This window comes from Dactylosporangium sp. NPDC000521 (assembly GCF_042898305.1).
Lineage (GTDB): Bacteria > Actinomycetota > Actinomycetes > Mycobacteriales > Micromonosporaceae > Dactylosporangium.
Genome location: NZ_JBIAYW010000001.1, coordinates 931,886 through 948,574 on the forward strand (window position 1 = coordinate 931,886; position 16,689 = coordinate 948,574).

Genomic DNA, 16,689 nt, shown 5'->3' on the forward strand with positions numbered 1-16,689 from the left:
ACCCCGTTCACCAAGCCGTGATCACCGGTTGACGATGTCGTGCCAGGACGTGAACCCGCGCCAGCGCGTCGGCGGGCGGTGGTGCTGGTAGTACTCGACGGCGGCGTCGCGGCCCATCCGCAGCAGCGCGGCGCCGAGCAGGACGACGACGCCGGTGACGACGCCCGACGACAGCGCCGAGAACCACACCGGCAGCAGCCGCTCCAGGTCGGCGAGCTCCGCGGCGCCGGCGGCGAGGACGGCGTTGTCGGCGGCGAGGATGACGCCGAGCAGCAGCGCGGTCCCGGCGAAGGCGGCGGCGCCCCCGACGGCGGTGCGGGTGCGGGTGGTGCGGCGCGGGACGGCGAGCGCCGCGCCGGCGAGCAGGACGGCGATCCCGGCGCCGAGGACGACGGCGACGGCGAGGCGGGCGTGGACGCTGTCGGCCTGGGCCTGCTCGGCGACCGACCACGGCCCGTGCGCCCGGTGGACGGCGCCGAACCTGGCGAGGAGGACCGCGGCCGCGACCGCCTGCGTCGCGGCCAGCCCGAGTGCGCCGATGACCAGCCAGTACGCTTGCCGCACCGGCGCGCATGGGCGCTTGCCGTCCGTCATCGACTTCAATGTACGGCGTGCCCTCCGCCTCATCCAAGGGCTGTTTGCGGGGTGGTCGCGCGCCACACGGCAGCGCGTACGGCAGGATGGACGCTGCAATGTACTGCAGCAACCATCCCGCCGAGGAGTTATCGCATGGCGCTCAGCAAGCCCGACGTGACCCTGCCCGACGGCCCGCCGCCCGCCGACCTGGTGATCGAGGACATCACCGTCGGTGACGGCGCGGAGGCCCGCCCGGGTCAGCAGGTCAGCGTCCACTATGTGGGCGTGTCCCTGTCGACGGGCAAGGAGTTCGACGCGTCGTGGAACCGTGGCGGCACGTTCGACTTCGGTCTCGGCCAGGGCCAGGTCATCCCCGGCTGGGACCAGGGCGTGGCCGGCATGAAGGTCGGCGGCCGGCGCAAGCTGGTCATCCCGCCGCACCTGGGCTACGGCAGCCGTGGCGCCGCCGGCGTGATCAAGCCCAACGAGACGCTCGTCTTCGTGGTGGACCTGCTCGGCACCCGGTAGGTCCGGTTACCTGTCCATGGGTCCGGTATTCCGTGCCGGACCCATGGATCGCAATGTGGAAATTCACAGCTGACACACAGCCCGCACCGCACATCCAGGTGCGATATTGGACCATCGGCGTCGGCCGGCACTCGATCTCACCTGTCACAGAGCCATGAAAGGGTGTGCAGATGACAATGCAGTCGGCGGCACCGCGCGCCAAGCGGATCCTGATGATCGGCGCACCGGGAGCCGGCAAGGGCACCCAGGCGCAGCTCATCGCCCAGCAGTTCGGCATCACCCACATCGCCAGCGGCGACCTGCTGCGCGAGAACATCGCGGCGGGCACGAAGATCGGCCGCACGGTCGAGGAGCTGGTCAACAAGGGTGAGCTGGTCCCCGACTCGATCATCATGGACATGCTCCGCAAGCCGGTCCTCGCGGCGAACACCGGCGGCGGCTACGTCCTGGACGGCTTCCCGCGCACCGTCGAGCAGGCCGAGGCGGCGTACCGCACCGCCGGTGCCCTCGGCGTCGGCGTGCAGATCGCCGTCCACCTCGACGTCCCTGAGGACGAGCTGACCCGCCGGATGCTGGCCCGGGCCCGCGGCGCCGACGACACCGTCGACGTGATCAAGCACCGCATCAAGGTGTACGAGGAGAAGACCCGCCCGCTGCTGGACTACTACCAGCAGCGTGAGCTGCTCATCCAGGTCAACGGCGCCCGCCCGGTCAGCGAGGTGACGTGGTCGATCGTGGTGCAGCTGCAGCGGGCGTTCAAGCAGCGCCCGGCCGCGGCCCGCGCCGCCTGATCCGCCGTCGCGAAAGGCCCGGCCGCTGCTGCGGCCGGGCCTTGCTGTTGCGCGGGCCCGGTCTTCCCCGGCCCTGCTCGGTCAGCCTGACAGCGCGGCGGACACGACGCCGCGGGCCTCCTGCTGGATGCGCTCCAGGTGCTCCGGGCCCTGGAACGACTCGGCGTACACCTTGTACACGTCCTCGGTCCCGGACGGCCGCGCCGCGAACCAGCCGGACGCGGTGACGACCTTCAGCCCGCCGATCGCGGCGCCGTTGCCGGGCGCGGCGGTCAGCTTCGCCGTGATCGGCTCACCGGCCAGCTCGGTCGCCGTCACCTGCTCCGGCGAGAGCTTGCCCAGCACCGCCTTCTCCTCCCGGGTGGAGGCGACGTCGATCCGCGCGTACGCCGGGGCGCCGTGCCGCGCGACGAGGTCGGCGTAGTGCTCGCTGGGCGACCGCCCCGTCGTGGCGATGATCTCGGCGGCGAGCAGGCACAGCAGCAGGCCGTCCTTGTCCGTCGTCCACACCTGGCCGTCGCGGCGCAGGAACGACGCGCCGGCGCTCTCCTCGCCGCCGAACCCGACGGAGCCGTCCAGCAGCCCCGGCACGAACCACTTGAACCCGACGGGGACCTCGACGAGGGTCCGGCCGAGGTCCGCCGCGACCCGGTCGATCATCGACGACGACACGAGCGTCTTGCCGATGGCGGCGTCGCCGCGCCAGCCGTCGCGGGCCTTGAACAGGTACTGGATGGCGACGGCGAGGAAGTGGTTGGGGTTCATCAGGCCCGCGTCGGGGGTGACGATCCCGTGCCGGTCGGCGTCGGCGTCGTTGCCGGTCGCGACCTGGTAGTCGGCGCGCTTGCCGATCAGCGACGCCATCGCGTTCGGCGACGAGCAGTCCATCCGGATCTTGCCGTCCCAGTCGAGGGTCATGAAGCCGAACGTCGGGTCGACGTCGGGGTTGACCACGGTCAGGTCCAGCTTGTGCCGTTCGGCGATGGCGCCCCAGTACGCGACGCTGGCCCCGCCGAGCGGATCCGCGCCGATGCGGACACCGGCACCGGCGATCGCCGCGAGGTCGATGACGGACGGCAGGTCGTCGACGTACGCGGCGAGGAAGTCGAACCGTCCGGTGGTGTCGGCGCTCTTCGCCCGCGCGTACGGGATCCGCCTGACGCCGTCGAGCTTGGCCGCGAGCAGCGCGTTGGCCCGGTCCTGGATCCACTTCGTGACGTCGGTGTCGGCGGGCCCGCCGTGCGGCGGGTTGTACTTGAAGCCGCCGTCCTCCGGCGGGTTGTGTGACGGGGTGACCACGACCCCGTCCGCCCCGAGGTGCCGGTGGGTGAGGATCGCGTGCGACAGCGCCGGCGTCGGCGTGTACCCGTCGCGGCTGTCGACGAGCACCTGCACCCCGTTGGCGGCGAACACCTCGAGGGCGCTGACCGTCGCGGGCTCCGACAGGGCGTGCGTGTCCTTGCCGAGGAACAGCGGCCCGGTGTACCCCTGGGCCGCCCGGTACTCGCAGATCGCCTGGCTGACGGCGACGATGTGATCTTCGTTGAACGAGCGGCGCAGGCTCGAACCGCGGTGCCCGGACGTGCCGAACGCGACCTGCTGCGCGGGGTCCTCGACGTCTGGGTGCTCGGCGTAGTAGCTGGTGATGAGTCGCGGGACGTCGACGAGGTCGGAGCGCTGCGCCTGAGCTCCGGCGCGGGGATGGACGGACATACCGCATACGTTGCCACGTCACCGTTCCCGCTGCGACACGACTCGGTCATCGCCCGGAACAATCCGTGGCTGCACTGCCGCCCGTCGATGCCCGTTCACCCCGGTGAGGCGATGACGACGACCGCGGTTTCCAGGTACGCCTGGGTCGGCGGCGGGCCGGCCATCAGGCACGTCGTCGACCAGCTGTACACGTGGATCCTCGCCGCCGCCGAGGACACCCTCCTCGCGGTGCGGCCGGACGTCCTCGGCTGAGCTCCCGCGTGGCATGATCCGTCCATGACCTGGACCGCGCCTGAGCCGCCACCGTTCGGGGGTTCGCTCGTCGCCGACGAGCGGACCCTCCTCGAAGGATTCCTCGACTGGCAACGCGCCGTCCTCGTGGGCAAGTGCACCGGCCTGACCGGCGAGGAGCTGGCGCAGCGCTCCTGTCCCCCGTCGACGCTGTCGCTGCTCGGCCTGCTGCGCCACGTCACCGACGTCGAGCGCGAATGGTTCCACACCCGCTTCCGCGGCACGCCCGTGCCGTTCCTGTACCGCCGCGCCGACGCGAAGGACGCCGCCTTCGACGAGGCCGACGGCGCTTCGGCGGAGGCGGACTACGACCGGCTCGTCGCCCAGTGGCAGTCGTCCCGGGCCGCGGTCGCCGACGCCTCCCTCGACGACGCCTTCGAGGACGAGCTGCGCGGCCCCATGTCCCTGCGCGCCGTCCACCTCCACCTGATCCAGGAGTACGCCCGCCACAACGGCCACGCCGACCTCCTCCGGCAGCGCATCGACGGCGAAACCGGCTGAGCCGCCGCATGCGGCAGCGGCGCGCGTCGAGCGCCGAACGGAGGGCGTGGACGTCACCGCATCCGCTCGATCACGTCCTCGATCGGGGCGGGAGTATGCGTCAGGGTTGAAGGGTCGACTTCGATCGCCGTCTCCCACCACACCGGCACCCACCCGCTGGCGTGCAGGTAGCACCGGCACGAGCTGCACCATTGCCACTGGCTCCCCTGCCCCCACCATGGCAGGCCGGCGATGATCCGCGGGTCGGCTCGATGGCGGTCGAACCAGCGATGCAACGTCGTCGCGCCGCACACCGGGCAGGGGGCCGACAGTGTCTCGCCTTCCTGGGAGGCGTCGAACACGTCTCCCCAGGCGCTCATCAGCGCATCCGGCACGCTACGCCATTGGCGGTCACCGTCACCGGCAGCCACGGACACGCTGCCTCAGGTCCCGGTGAGCGCGAGGCGCCGCTCGGCCTCGTCCTGTGCCAGCCACGGCAGTCCGTCCAGACTTGCCTTCTTCGTGTTGTACGCGGAGACCCACAGGCCCTCGGCCCAGATGCCTGGCACGTCGTGGTCCCAGGCGGTCCACGCGGGTGCCGGCGTGAGTGGGCCGGCCGCCTCCGGTCGCGGTGCGAGGGTGACGAGCCGGGCGAACAGCGCCGCGAACCGCCGCGCGGGCTCGGTGGCGGGCGCTGCCGCTCCCCCGGGCACGAGCGCCTCGGCGCTCACCGCGACGCCGTCCTCGACGACCGGACCGGCGAGGGGTTCGGGTGCGGGGAAGCCCGCCCGCCACAGCGACCGCTGCACCGCCGCGCACGCGTCGAGCCGTGGCGACGCCGGCCGCGTCTTGACGGCCACCGTGCGGGCGTCGGCGAGGCGGACGCCGTACACACGCGACAGATGCCCACCGCTGGACATGACCTCCACGACGGGTGCGCCGAGGTGCCGGCGGCACCATCGGTCGACGTCGAACGGCATCCACCCAAGATACGCGGACGGCAATCTTAAATCTTCCGATCATCTGGAGAGAAAGTTCGGGGATCGGCAGCGAAACATCTAGACATGAGAATGAAAGCCTCATAGATTGGCCGCGCCAGGCATCGGCGTGCCAGGCAACCCGCAGGACATCGACAGTGATGCCCGCCCGTTGCCCGAGTGCCGTCGTCGGCGGCCTGCCGCGCCCCGGGTGGAGCATCCCGCTCTCCCTGGAGGAACCGTGCCCGTCCCGCCCCGGCGCATGCGCATCCCGATCATGGGTGCGCTCGCCTCCACCCTCGTCGCCACGGCGCTGGTCCTGCCCTCGGCCGGCGCCGCCGCCGCGCCGCCGCCACAGGAGCCCGGCGTCACGATGCGCACCTTCGACCTGCAGACGCCGCTGAGCAACCTCTGCACGCTGAAGGCCGCGCAGACGCCGAACGTCGACAAGCTCATGCCGACCGTCGACTGGACCACCTCGGCCCAGTTCGGCCTGGAGGACAACTTCCTCACGCAGGTCATCGGCAACATCAACATCGCCACGGCCGGCAACTACACGTTCCGGCTGATCAGCGACGACGGCTCGCGTCTCGTGGTCGATGACAACGTTGTCACCAACCACGACGGGCTGCACGGCGCGACCGCCAAGGACGGCGCCGTCCAGCTGGGCACCGGCTACCACTCCCTGCGGATCGACTTCTTCGAGGCCGGCGGCGGGCAGCAGCTCACGCTGCAGTGGCAGACGCCGGGCTCGTCGTCGTTCGTGACCGTGCCGAACTCGGTGCTCAGCACCGACGCCGGGGTCGTGCGGGTCACCGCGCCCGGGCGCAAGGAGTGCGAGACGGCCGGCGACTCCCCCGGCGACGGCCTGCCGCTGACCTCGGTCCACCCGAACTTCACGCTGACGAACCTGCGGCCCAGCGGGTTCGAGCCGAAGGTCACCGGCATGGACTGGCTGCCCGACGGGCGCATGGTCATCTCGACCTGGGGCGGCAACGACCAGTCCGGCACCTCCCAGGCGGGCGAGGTCTGGATCCTCGGCAACACGGGCGGGGCGACCTCGCCGGGCAACGTCACCACGAAGCGCATCGGCAGCAACCTCAAGGAGCCGATGGGCCTGAAGGTCGTCGACGGCGTCGTGTACGTGTCGGAGAAGGCGCGGCTCACCCGGCTCGTCGACACCACCGGCGACGAGGTCGCCGACCAGTACCAGACCGTCGCGACCTGGCCGTACGACGGCAACTTCCACGAGTTCGCGTTCGGCCTGCTGTACCAGGACGGCTTCTTCTACGTGAACCTGTCGGTGTCCATCGACTACGGCGGCGCGACGACGAACCCGCAGGGCATCGCCAACCGCGGCACCACGATCAAGATCAACGCCAGCAACGGCCAGGTCACCTACGTCGCGGGCGGGCTGCGCACGCCGCACGGCATCGGCTGGGGGCCGGAGAACAGCATCTTCGTCACCGACAACCAGGGCGGCTACCAGCCCGCGTCGAAGCTGCTGCAGATCAAGCAGGGCCGCTTCTACAACCACTTCCTCAACCCGCAGGGCCCCTTCGACAACGCGCCGATCAGCCAGCCGGTGCTGTGGCTGCCGCAGAACGAGATCGGCAACTCCCCCAGCACCCCGATGCTGATGCAGAGCGGCCTGTACGCCGGGCAGTTCCTCATCGGTGACGTCACGTACGGCGGCCTGCAGCGCGCCTACGTGGAGAAGGTCAACGGCGAGTACCAGGGCGCCCTGTTCCGGCTCACCCAGGGCCTCGAGGCCGGCGTCTCCGAGGTCAACGTCGGCCCGGACGGCGCGGTCTACGTCGGCGGTCTCGGCGCCGGCGGCAACTGGGGGCAGTCCGGCAAGCTGCTGTACGGCCTGCAGAAGCTGACCCCGAACGGCAACAACGTCTTCGACATCCTCGCCACCCGGGCCACGCCGAACGGGTTCGAGCTCGAGTACACGCAGCCCCTGTCGGCCGCCACCGCCACCGCCCTGGCCGGCAAGTACCGGGTGAAGCAGTGGCGCTACGTGCCGACCGCCGCCTACGGCGGCCCGAAGATCGACGAGGAGACCCTGACGGTCTCCTCGGCGACGCTGTCCGCCGACGGCAAGAAGGTCACCCTGGTCGTCAACGGGCTGAAGGCCGGTCGCGTCGTGCACATCCGCTCGCCGAAGCCGTTCGCCGCCGCCAACGGCCAGTCGCTGTGGAGCACCGAGGTCTGGTACACGCTCAACGCGATCCCCGGCCAGGTCCCGCCGGTCAACCTCGCGCTGGGCAAGGCAGCCACCGCCGACAGCTCCTGCGGCACGTCGGAGAACCCGCAGCGGGCCGTCAACGGCACCACCACCAACGGCAACCTCGACAAGTGGTGCTCGCAGGGCGCCACGAAGTGGCTGCAGGTCGACCTCGGCGCGAACCAGAGCGTCAACAAAGTCGTGCTGCAGCACGCCGGTACCGGCGGCGAGAACACGGCGTGGAACACCCGCGACTTCAACGTCCAGGTGAGCACCAACGGCACGGCGTGGACCACGGTCGCGACCGTCACCGGCAACACCGCGAGCACCACCACGCACACCTTCGCCGCGACGCAGGCACGCTACATCCGGCTCAACGTCACCACCCCGGCCAGCGACGGCAACGCCGCGGCACGGATCTACGAGCTGGAGGCGTACGGCGGCACGGCACCGCCGGTGACCGGGAACCTGGCGCTGGGCAAGGCCGCCACGGCCGACAGCTCGTGCGCGACGACGGAGGCCGCGGACAAGGCGGTCAACGGCAGCGTGAACGGCGGCAACGCCGACAAGTGGTGCTCGCTCGGCGCCACGAAGTGGCTGCAGGTCGACCTCGGCGCGAACCAGAGCGTCGGCCGGATCGTGCTCAAGCACGCCGGCGCCGGCGGCGAGAACGGCGCCTGGAACACCCGCGACTTCAACCTGCAGGTGAGCACCAACGGCACCGCGTGGACCACGGTCGCGACGGTCACCGGCAACACCCTCGGCTCCACGACGCACGACTTCACCGCCGTGCAGGCGCGGTACCTCCGGCTGAACATCACGACCCCGGCCAGCGACGGCAACGGCGCCGCACGGATCTACGAGTTCGAGGCGTACGCGTCCGGCGGCGCCAACCCCGGCCGGGTGGTGCTGTTCGACGGCTCGAACATGAACAACTTCGAGGGCTCCGGCGGCGCCGCGGTGACGTGGCCGCTGGGCAACGGCGGGGTCGAGGTGCTCGGCGGCGACATCCGCAGTAAGGAGAGCTTCGGCGACTTCCGGCTGCACGTCGAGTTCTGGCTGCCCGCGCTGCCGCCCGAGGTGACCGGGCAGCAGCGCGCCAACAGCGGCATCTACCTGCAGGACCGCTACGAGCTGCAGGTGCTCGACTCGTTCGGTGACCCGAGCATCGGCATCGACGAGTGTGCGTCGATCTACAACAAGATCGCGCCGACCAGCAACGCCGCGACCGCCCCGCAGACGTGGCAGACGTACGACGTCACGTTCCGCGCGGCCCGGTTCGGCGCGTCGGGCACGAAGACGGAGAACGCCCGGGTCACGGTGGTGTGGAACGGCGTGACCGTGCACAACAACGTGGCGATCGACGGGCCGACCGGCAACGGCGCCGCCGAGGGCCCGTCCGCCGGCAAGATCCGCCTGCAGGACCACGGCGACCCCGGCGCGAACCTGTTCTACCGCAACATCTGGGTCGAGCCCATCGCCTGACCCCGCTCATGCACGAAGGGGGCGGCCCGGTGCCGCCCCCTTCTCATGTCGCCGTGAACACCACCGCGCGGCCCGCCGCGGCGGCGCGGTGGTAGAACGTACGGTCCGGTTGACGCAACCATGTGATTGCTATACGTTTGACGCAACTGAGTGGTTGCTACATGGAGGCGGACATGACATTCCCCGACCGGATCGAGCGCACCCTGCGGCTGGCCCACCCGCCGGAGAAGGTGTGGGCGGCGCTGACGACCGCCGAGGGCCTCGGCACCTGGTTCGGCAACCGGGCCGAGGTCGACCTGCGCGTCGGCGGCACGGCCAGGCTCATCTGGGACAGCGGCGACACCGCCACCCTCACGATCACGCGCGTCGACCCGCCGCACGTCTTCGCCTACACCTGGCCCATCTACGGCCTGCCCCAGGACGATCCGCGCCGCAACCAGGTGGAGTTCACGCTCACGCCCACCGCGGACGGCACCACGTTGACGATGGTCGAGAGCGGCTTCGCGCAGGTGCCGGACGAGACCGTGCACAACACCGCGTACACCGGCAACACCAAGGGCTGGACCAGCGAGCTCGGCGAGCTCGTCGCGTACCTCGATGGACAGGCCTGATCCGGAGGCGGTGGCACAGGAGGTCTTCGTCGCCCTGGCCGACCCGAGCCGGCGGGGGATCCTCGCCGCGCTCGCGGCCGGGGGGCCGGCCACCGCCACCCAGCTCGCCGGGCAGCTGCCGATCACCCGGCAGGCGATCGCCAAGCACCTGGGCCTGCTGGCCGAGGCGGGGCTGGTGGTCGCCGAGCCGGGCGAGCGGCGGCGGGTCCGGTTCCGCCTCGACTCGGCGTCGATGAAGGTGGCCCAGCAGTTCCTCGCCGCCCTGGCGCGGGACTGGGACGGGCCGCTCCTGGCCCTGCGCGACCGGCTCGACGACTGAGCGCCCCACCGGACAAAGACCACATTCGGCACCGAACGGCTTGGGTCGGAATCGTCCCCGGCCATGCGTGCGGGTGACTGGTAACGTCCAGACGTGGATCTGCTACGGGTGGAACACCGTCACGTGGAATTGGCCGATGTTGACTTCTCGGGCCGTTCGTTCGACACGTTCGGTGCCTATGGCGGAACTTTTCTTCGATGTAACTTCTCGGAAACTTCCTTTGAAACGTTCAGCGTCGGCCATCAGAGCCAGACGCGATTCGTCGACTGCGTGTTCCGGCGCACGAGGTTCCCGCTGGGCAACACGTACCTCGGCGACGTGCGCTTCGAGCGCTGCCTGTTCGACAACGCCCGGATCCGGGAGCTTAACACCGAATGCGCGGAGTTCGTGGAATGCGTGTTCCGCGGCCGGGTGTGGCACACCGTATTCAACGGCGCCACCGGCGCCATGGCCGGCACCCCTGGCCGCAGCCGCAACGAATGGCGCGGCAATGACTTCACCGACGCCGAGCTCGTCGACGTGGACTTCCGCGACATTGACCTGCGTGCGCAGCGCTGGCCCGCCGACGGGGCCGAGTACGCGCTGATCGACGACGTCGACTCGCGGGCCGCGGCGGCCGTCGCCGCCATCCAGGCCGCACCCGACGGCACGTGGCCGGAGCCGGCGCTCGCCGTGCAGGCGATCGAGTTCGTGTGCACCGGGCGCCCGCGCGACCCGAACGGGTTCGTGCTGGTGCGGCGCAAGGAGCTCGGCCACCGGCTGCCGCCGAAGGTCCGCGAGCAGCTGTGGACCCTGCTGGTGTCCGGCGCGCCGGGCGTGTCCGGCGTGTCCGGCCGCGCGGACGGCCAGCTCGGGTCCGGCCGCACGGACCAGCTCGGGTCCGGCCGCGCGGACGACCAGCTCGTGTCCGGCTACGCCGACGACCAGGAGTAGAGCGAGCGTCCCTGCGCGACCGCGGACCTGGCCAGCCCGGCGAGCGCGACGAGCCGCGCGGCCTCCCAGTCCTCCAGCAGGTACCGGTCCGCGTAGCCACGGATCTGCCCCTCCTCCAGCCGGGTGAGGGTGTCGACGAGCTCCGCGTTGATCCGCACCGTCCACGGCCCCAGGAACTCCGGGTCGTCGGCCCGGCGCAGCGGCTCGTCCCGGCCGAACTCGCTCGGGTCCCGCCCGTCGATCTCCGCGGCGAACTCCTCGACCTCGAGGATCCAGCCTTTGCAGTCGACGTACGGCCAGTCGTTGCCGGCCGGACCCAGCTCGAGGTCCAGCGCCGCCAGCTCCTGCTCGGTCGCGGCGAAGTAGTCCATCATCACGCCCACGGACCGACATTATCGCGGCCCGTCGATCCCGGCAGCGCTCGGCGCCGCTCACCCGCGAGCTATCCTGCCGGCATGGACGCGCTGCGGCTGCACCATGCGGAGCTGGAGAAGCTGGCCGGCGGGGAGGAGCTGCGGGCCGCCGTCCACTGCCGGACGGCGTTCGGCGGCGAGCGGCCGCGGCGCTCGCGGCACGAGCTGGAGCAGCTGGTGGCCGGCGCCCCGGCCGAGGTGCGGGACGCGGCGGTGGCGGCCCTGCGGGACACGCCGGACGCCGAGCCGGAGCAGGCGTGGGAGCGGGTCGTCGCGGTGCTCGTCGGCGCCGACTCGGTCATCCGGGTCGAGGTCGACAAGGCGATCGGCGGGTATGCGGTCACCGGGCCCGCCGACTCGTGCGCGGTGCAGCTGGACCGGAGCATCGGGGACGCGTCGATGGTCCACTGTGTCGTCACGGACCGGCGGCTGGTCCTCGCCGACATGGACGACGACCTGCGCGGCTTCCGGCTGCGGGCGGCAGTGCCGCGCACCGCGGTCCTGCGGGCCCGGCGCGACGGCAGGTTCCTCCAGCGCGGCCGGGTCGTCGTCGACTTCGCCGACCTGTCACAGCTGGCGCTGCTCACCGGCGTGTTCGGCACAGGCCGCGCCGACGCGCTCGTGGCCGCGCTCGCCGGATAGGGCCGGCCGCCACCAGGCGGAGGCCGCCGCGCATCCGGCGCGACGTCTCGTCCGGATGCCTGCTGCCGGTCGGCGGCGGATGGCGACGGTCGGGCCGAGCACGCGCACGCGGCAGCCGCGCCGGCTCGCAGGACGGCGCCGCCGCCGACAAGCACCACCCACGGGCGTCCACGCGGCATCCCGGGTCACGGGGCAGCAGCGGCAAGGCATCGGCTGCTATAAATGCGGCGTGAAGCGACGGCACATGGGGCTACTCGTCCGGATCGTCCTGGCGGGCGTCCTCCTGCTCGCCGGATGGCAGATGGTGGCGGCCGGCACGAGCACCGCCGCGCAGCGGCAGCAGGAGTCGGCGCAGCGCATCGCGGACTACACGCCGACCTGCGACGGCAAGACGATGCGGCCGCTCGACACGTGCCTGGTCTACGGCGGCACCCGTGACGATGGCGGCACCTACCAGCAGATGGTCGACCGGTACGCGAAGGAGAACTCCCCGGAGGCGATCGCCGGGCAGGACCGGGCGTGGCGGATCCTCGGGTCCGCGGCGCTGCTGCTCGGCGGGCTCGCCCTGCTGTTCTTCGTGCTGTCGCTGGTCGAGGTGGTCCGGTTCGGCGCCGACGAGCCGCTGGCGGTGATCGCCCCCTACCAGACCCGATGCTTCATCTTCGTCGTCGCCGGCGTGATCGCGGCGATCGCGTGGGGCGTGGCGTTCACCTCCGGTGGCACCGGCTCCTGGATCACGGGCGGGGTCGGCACGCTGTTCTGCCTGTTCGCCGGCGCCGGGGTCGTGTCGTCGCTGCGGACGCGCATCGGCCGGAAGCGGTGGGCGAAGCGGCGCGGCTACACGTTCGAGCGGTCCGACCCGGTCCTGGCGCTGCGGCTCGGCTGGTCGCAGTTGCAGCCGGCCGCGGGCGCCGTCGTCACCGGCACGTTCCGCGACCGGGCGTTCCACGTGTTCGACTTCGTCGAGAAGGACCGCCGGCACACGGCGCTCGTGCTCGCCCTGCCGGGTGAGGTGCCGAGCCTCTCGGTGCAGCCGAGGAACTCGGCCGGCGCGCGGCTGACCGGCGCCACCGGTCAGCACTGGGCGGATCACGGTCCGCAGGTCGCTGCCGCCGCGGACAAGCACTACCCGTGGGCGTTCACGGCGAACGGCAGGCTCATCCGGGCGAAGTACGCCGAGTTCCTCAGCCCGACCGGCGCGTCCCTCGACCGGCGGCTCGACGGCCTGCACAAGGTGGGTACCGATCTCGCCGCCCTCACCCCACCGAGAACTTGATCACCCTTGCGCCGGCCGCCGGCCACGCTGACCAGCGGCGCGGCGCGCGATTCTCGTGCCCGAATCGGCCGTTCGATTGACACGCTGGTACGCCGTCCGTACCGTCCGAAACGTACACGTGACAGTGAACGGAAGCCGGTGCAAGCCCGGCACGGTCGCGCCGCTGTAACCACGCAGGTGGGAGTCAGACCCGGGCACGGTCACGACAACGCTCGATGGGACGCGAAATCCCGCAGGAGGCTGCATCATGGCATCGATCTCGGCTCTTCCCACCCCGGCCACCGCACCGGCCCCGATCCCGCTGCGGCAGATCCTGCCGTGGGCCACGTTCGGCGTCGTGCTCGCCGTCGTGCTGCTGTACTTCGTCGGCGCCGAGCAGGGCATCACCTCGGTCGTGTCGGGTTCGACGGTGCACGAGTTCGTCCACGACGGCCGGCACCTGCTCGGCTTCCCCTGCCACTGAGCCGGGGCGCCAGCATGTTGAATGCGCGGACGCTCCTGGTCCGCGGCATGATCACCGGCCTGGTCGCCGGTGTGGCCGCGTTCCTGTTCGCCTACCTGTTCGGCGAGGGCCCGATCAACGACGCGATCGCGTTCGAGGAGGCCCACGCCGCCGACCATGAGCACGGGCCGGTCAGCCGGACCGTGCAGAGCACGCTCGGCCTGGCCACCGCGTCGGTCGTGTACGGCGTCGCGCTCGGCGGCCTGTTCGCCATCGCGGTCGCGGTCACGATCGGGCGCATCGGCCGGCTCAGCGCCCGCGCCACGGCCGCTGTCGTCGCCCTCGCCGGGTTCGTCGGGGTGGCGCTCGTGCCGTTCCTGAAGTACCCGGCCAACCCGCCCGCGACCGGCAACGCGGACACCCTGCAGCAGCGGACCGGCCTGTACTTCCTGATGATCGTCATCGGGGTCGCCGCCGTGCTCGGCGCGATCGTCGTCAGCCGGTCGCTGCAGCCGCGCTTCGGCACGTGGAACGCGACGACCCTCGCGGTCGTCGGCGCCGCGGCCGTCGTGGGGGTCGCGATCGCCCTGCTGCCGGCGGTCAACGAGGTGCCCGACGGGTTCTCCCCGGTGCTGCTGTGGCGGTTCCGGCTCGCGTCGCTCGGCACCCAGGCGGTCACCTGGGCCACGCTCGGCCTGCTGTTCGGCTACCTCACCGAGCGCAGCCAGCGCCCGGTCGTGTCGGACGCGCACCCGGTGGCTGTCTGACCGATTCGGTTCCTTGAAGGCGGCGGAGCGGTGTTCCGTCGCCTTCACCGTTTCCCAGGCCCGCGGCGTCAGCTCTCCCTTCGCCGAGGATGACCCGCACCGGCTCCTGTCAGCGGGCCACTGCGACGCCGCCGCCTCACCCGTTTCGCGGCGGCTTCCGGTGTGCGCGCGGATCCTCCGTCGCCGACGCCCCGATCAACCGGTCGACGGCCACCTTGAAGCAACCTTCGCGGGACAGCGGTAGGCCCGGCGCTGGGCGGCGCCTCCCGGCCTCGGGCCGCGACAGCCCGCTCGCGGATACGCCCGTCCGCGGCGGCAGCGGCTCTCTGGTCAGCCCTCGGCGGCGGCGCACTCCCGCGGCCGCGTGCCGGCCCCGTCGATGAGCCGCTCCACCTCGGCGCGGCGCACGCCCGACCACGGCCGTCGCTGGTGCACACCCGATTGCCGACTTCCGGTCGCCAGTTGCCGGTAGCCCACGAACCAGGCCGCCACGCCGCCGTTCAGCGGCCGTGCGCAAGGGCAGCCCTCGCGTGACCCACCCCACCACCGATCGCTGGTCCTTCCCAAACCAGCCGCACGCCCCCGCCCTCAGCGGCCGCATGCATGGGCGACCTTCGCGGTGCGTGCCTGGTTACCGATTGCCGGATTGCTGGCAATCGGTAAAGAATTCCTGGTCGTGATCGATGCGTCGGCGGTGCCGGCAGAGCACCGACGGGTCCGTGGCCGGCTGGGCTTCAGTGGATGTTGCCGGGGTCCACGTCGCGGGAGGTGCCGCAGGCGGTGCACTGGACGGTGTGCTTCACCCGCAGCGGGATCAGCGGGATGAAGAACAGCGACAGCTTCAGGACGCGCTTGTAGAGCGGGTGGGCGGCGGTGTTGCCGCAGTGAGGGCAGCGCAGGGTCAGGGTGCGCAGGTGGGTCGCGCGCCAGCCCCAGCCGAAGATCAGCACACGGCCATCGTAGCGGCGCGGCGTCGGGTCGTGACGGCGGCGGCCGTGAGGGTGAGGGCGGACAGGCAGGCGAGGAAGAGCATCGCCACGTATGGGTCCTGGACCTCGATGCGGCTGTTCGCGAGGTCGTCCGCGGGGGTCAGGGCGGCCGGGACGAGGTCGGGGATGAGACGGGGCGGGCCGTACACCGACAGCAGCACGACACCGCTGAACACCAGCAGCGGGGCGAGCACGCCGACGGACAGGGCCGCGAGGACGCCGCCGCGGGCGAGGAGGGTGGCGGCGACGCCGCAGCCGATCGTGAACAGGGCGCCGCCGAGGTTGGTGGGCAGCGGCGGGAACGCGACCTGCAGCGCCAGCCAGACCCCGGCGGCGGCGCACGCGGCGGCGACGCCGGCGGACAGGGCGCGGCCGGTGACGGCGGTGCGGGCGGCGGTCAGGGCGAGGAACCCGATCAGGTAGCTGGTCAGGAGCACCGCGAAGACCGGCACGACGGTGCGGGCCTGCTCGTCGGGTGGGCCGTGGTGGCCCGCGGCGGCGGCGAACATCGCGGTCATCGCGGCGACCAGCAGGCAGCCACCGGCCCGGACGGCGCGGGCGGTCCGGCCGGCGGCGACCGGGCCGAGCGCGCGGGCCGCCAGGGCGACGGCGAGCAGCAGCGCGATGACGCCGACGACGCCCCACCGCAGCGGCTGGTACGCGATGCCGGCCGACCACCGCAGCACCCCGGCGAGGACGGTGACCGCCGCGAGCGGGTGGGCGAGCGTCCGCAGCACCGCCGGCTGGCGGAGGACGGCGGCCGCGCACCCGAGGGCGTGGCCGCGCCGGTCGGGGCCGGGCGGGATCGCGGCGGACTCGGCCAGCATGGCGCGGCCCCAGTCGCGGCGGGACGCGGGCAGCAGCCGCACGACGATCGCGAGCAGGGCGGTGCTCACCAGGCGGCCCTCGGCTCGGTCCGGGCAGGCCGGACGGGCGCCGTGGAGGGCGCCGGTTCGAGCGAAGCGGCGGCCGTCACGCCCGCGCCGGTCAGCCGGTACAGGTGGCGCGGCGGCCGTCCGTGCGGCGGGTCGCTCTCCCAGGACGCCTCGAGCAGGCCACGGTCGGAGAGCCTGATGAGGATCGGGTAGAGGGAGCCGGCTTTGAGCCCGACCTCCTGGCCGAGCTCGTAGCCATACCGCCACTGGGCGGGGTCCGCGGCCAGCGCGCGCAGCACCGCCGCGGTCTGTGGGGATGGGCGCCTGGCTCGCTGCACGAGCTAACTC

At 72.0% G+C, this 16,689-nt stretch carries 20 protein-coding genes and 1 riboswitch; of the genes, 12 read left to right on the plus strand and 8 right to left on the minus strand.

Annotated elements, in window-relative coordinates; translation table 11 throughout:
* Positions 1-21: 21 nt before the first annotated feature.
* Positions 22-594 (minus strand): hypothetical protein, encoded by a 573-nt coding sequence (locus ACFY3L_RS04425; protein WP_389318603.1) that lies wholly within the window; start codon positions 592-594, stop codon positions 22-24.
* Between the two features lie 135 nt (positions 595-729).
* Between ACFY3L_RS04425 and ACFY3L_RS04430 the strand changes: the two genes are divergently transcribed.
* Positions 730-1,104 carry an FKBP-type peptidyl-prolyl cis-trans isomerase gene (locus tag ACFY3L_RS04430; RefSeq protein WP_389318605.1) on the plus strand — a complete coding sequence of 125 codons (375 nt, stop codon included), beginning with the start codon at positions 730-732 and terminating at the stop codon, positions 1,102-1,104.
* Positions 1,105-1,274: 170 nt separating this feature from the next.
* Positions 1,275-1,895, plus strand: a complete 621-nt coding sequence (locus ACFY3L_RS04435; RefSeq protein ID WP_389318607.1) for an adenylate kinase — start codon at positions 1,275-1,277, stop codon at positions 1,893-1,895.
* Between the two features lie 81 nt (positions 1,896-1,976).
* Here ACFY3L_RS04435 and pgm read toward each other — a convergent pair whose 3' ends face one another.
* Complete coding sequence (gene pgm / locus ACFY3L_RS04440; RefSeq protein WP_389318609.1) at positions 1,977-3,608, minus strand: phosphoglucomutase (alpha-D-glucose-1,6-bisphosphate-dependent); 1,632 nt, start codon at positions 3,606-3,608, stop codon at positions 1,977-1,979.
* Positions 3,609-3,719: 111 nt separating this feature from the next.
* On the opposite strand from pgm, the gene ACFY3L_RS04445 reads away from it, so the two are divergent.
* Together ACFY3L_RS04445 and ACFY3L_RS04450 are read left to right on the plus strand one after the other, a co-directional pair.
* Positions 3,720-3,860 (plus strand): hypothetical protein, encoded by a 141-nt coding sequence (locus ACFY3L_RS04445; protein ID WP_389318610.1) that lies wholly within the window; start codon positions 3,720-3,722, stop codon positions 3,858-3,860.
* Between the two features lie 24 nt (positions 3,861-3,884).
* Positions 3,885-4,400, plus strand: coding sequence for a DinB family protein (locus ACFY3L_RS04450; protein ID WP_389318612.1), 516 nt, complete (start codon positions 3,885-3,887; stop codon positions 4,398-4,400).
* Positions 4,401-4,453: 53 nt separating this feature from the next.
* Here the strand turns inward: ACFY3L_RS04450 and ACFY3L_RS04455 are convergent, their stop codons facing one another.
* Both ACFY3L_RS04455 and ACFY3L_RS04460 read right to left on the minus strand, forming a co-directional pair.
* Positions 4,454-4,810: a hypothetical protein gene (locus ACFY3L_RS04455; protein WP_389318613.1), complete on the minus strand. Its 357-nt coding sequence runs from the start codon at positions 4,808-4,810 to the stop codon at positions 4,454-4,456.
* Positions 4,811-4,822: 12 nt separating this feature from the next.
* Positions 4,823-5,359, minus strand: coding sequence for a hypothetical protein (locus ACFY3L_RS04460; RefSeq protein ID WP_389318615.1), 537 nt, complete (start codon positions 5,357-5,359; stop codon positions 4,823-4,825).
* A 238-nt stretch (positions 5,360-5,597) separates the two neighbouring features.
* On the opposite strand from ACFY3L_RS04460, the gene ACFY3L_RS04465 reads away from it, so the two are divergent.
* The 4 genes from ACFY3L_RS04465 to ACFY3L_RS04480 all read left to right on the plus strand — a co-directional run bounded on the left by ACFY3L_RS04465 (position 5,598) and on the right by ACFY3L_RS04480 (position 10,937).
* Complete coding sequence (locus ACFY3L_RS04465) at positions 5,598-9,074, plus strand: discoidin domain-containing protein (RefSeq protein WP_389318617.1); 3,477 nt, start codon at positions 5,598-5,600, stop codon at positions 9,072-9,074.
* A 173-nt stretch (positions 9,075-9,247) separates the two neighbouring features.
* Positions 9,248-9,685 carry an SRPBCC domain-containing protein gene (locus ACFY3L_RS04470; RefSeq protein WP_389318619.1) on the plus strand — a complete coding sequence of 146 codons (438 nt, stop codon included), beginning with the start codon at positions 9,248-9,250 and terminating at the stop codon, positions 9,683-9,685.
* The gene (locus ACFY3L_RS04475) at positions 9,672-10,004 is read left to right on the plus strand and encodes an ArsR/SmtB family transcription factor (protein WP_389318621.1); all 333 of its coding nucleotides are present in this window, start codon (positions 9,672-9,674) and stop codon (positions 10,002-10,004) included. Before ACFY3L_RS04470 ends, ACFY3L_RS04475 begins: the two co-directional genes overlap by 14 nt.
* Before the next feature lie 270 nt (positions 10,005-10,274).
* Positions 10,275-10,937: a hypothetical protein gene (locus ACFY3L_RS04480; protein ID WP_389318623.1), complete on the plus strand. Its 663-nt coding sequence runs from the start codon at positions 10,275-10,277 to the stop codon at positions 10,935-10,937.
* Here the strand turns inward: ACFY3L_RS04480 and ACFY3L_RS04485 are convergent.
* Positions 10,916-11,320, minus strand: a complete 405-nt coding sequence (locus ACFY3L_RS04485) for a hypothetical protein (protein ID WP_389318625.1) — start codon at positions 11,318-11,320, stop codon at positions 10,916-10,918. The two genes, ACFY3L_RS04480 and ACFY3L_RS04485, sit on opposite strands and share 22 nt — an antisense overlap.
* A gap of 72 nt (positions 11,321-11,392) precedes the next feature.
* Between ACFY3L_RS04485 and ACFY3L_RS04490 the strand changes: the two genes are divergently transcribed.
* The 4 genes from ACFY3L_RS04490 (at position 11,393) to ACFY3L_RS04505 (ending at position 14,477) form a co-directional block, all read left to right on the plus strand.
* Positions 11,393-11,992: a hypothetical protein gene (locus tag ACFY3L_RS04490; protein WP_389318627.1), complete on the plus strand. Its 600-nt coding sequence runs from the start codon at positions 11,393-11,395 to the stop codon at positions 11,990-11,992.
* Between the two features lie 229 nt (positions 11,993-12,221).
* Entirely contained in the window at positions 12,222-13,268 is a 1,047-nt protein-coding gene (locus ACFY3L_RS04495) for a hypothetical protein (RefSeq protein ID WP_389318628.1), read from the plus strand.
* 79 nt (positions 13,269-13,347) lie between these two features.
* A riboswitch (cobalamin riboswitch) is annotated at positions 13,348-13,479 on the plus strand.
* A 36-nt stretch (positions 13,480-13,515) separates the two neighbouring features.
* Positions 13,516-13,731, plus strand: a complete 216-nt coding sequence (locus ACFY3L_RS04500) for a CbtB domain-containing protein (protein WP_344505090.1) — start codon at positions 13,516-13,518, stop codon at positions 13,729-13,731.
* Between the two features lie 14 nt (positions 13,732-13,745).
* Positions 13,746-14,477, plus strand: coding sequence for a CbtA family protein (locus tag ACFY3L_RS04505; protein WP_389318630.1), 732 nt, complete (start codon positions 13,746-13,748; stop codon positions 14,475-14,477).
* A gap of 734 nt (positions 14,478-15,211) precedes the next feature.
* Here ACFY3L_RS04505 and ACFY3L_RS04510 read toward each other — a convergent pair.
* The 3 genes from ACFY3L_RS04510 to ACFY3L_RS04520 are packed head-to-tail and all read right to left on the minus strand — an operon-like array spanning position 15,212 to position 16,679.
* On the minus strand, positions 15,212-15,427 hold the full coding sequence (locus tag ACFY3L_RS04510; protein WP_389318632.1) for a zinc-ribbon domain-containing protein: 216 nt from the start codon (positions 15,425-15,427) through the stop codon (positions 15,212-15,214).
* Positions 15,421-16,362 (minus strand): hypothetical protein, encoded by a 942-nt coding sequence (locus ACFY3L_RS04515; protein WP_389318633.1) that lies wholly within the window; start codon positions 16,360-16,362, stop codon positions 15,421-15,423. The genes ACFY3L_RS04510 and ACFY3L_RS04515 overlap by 7 nt, the downstream gene beginning before the upstream one ends.
* On the minus strand, positions 16,359-16,679 hold the full coding sequence (locus ACFY3L_RS04520) for a PadR family transcriptional regulator (protein WP_389318635.1): 321 nt from the start codon (positions 16,677-16,679) through the stop codon (positions 16,359-16,361). The genes ACFY3L_RS04515 and ACFY3L_RS04520 overlap by 4 nt, the downstream gene beginning before the upstream one ends.
* Positions 16,680-16,689 lie beyond the last annotated feature (10 nt).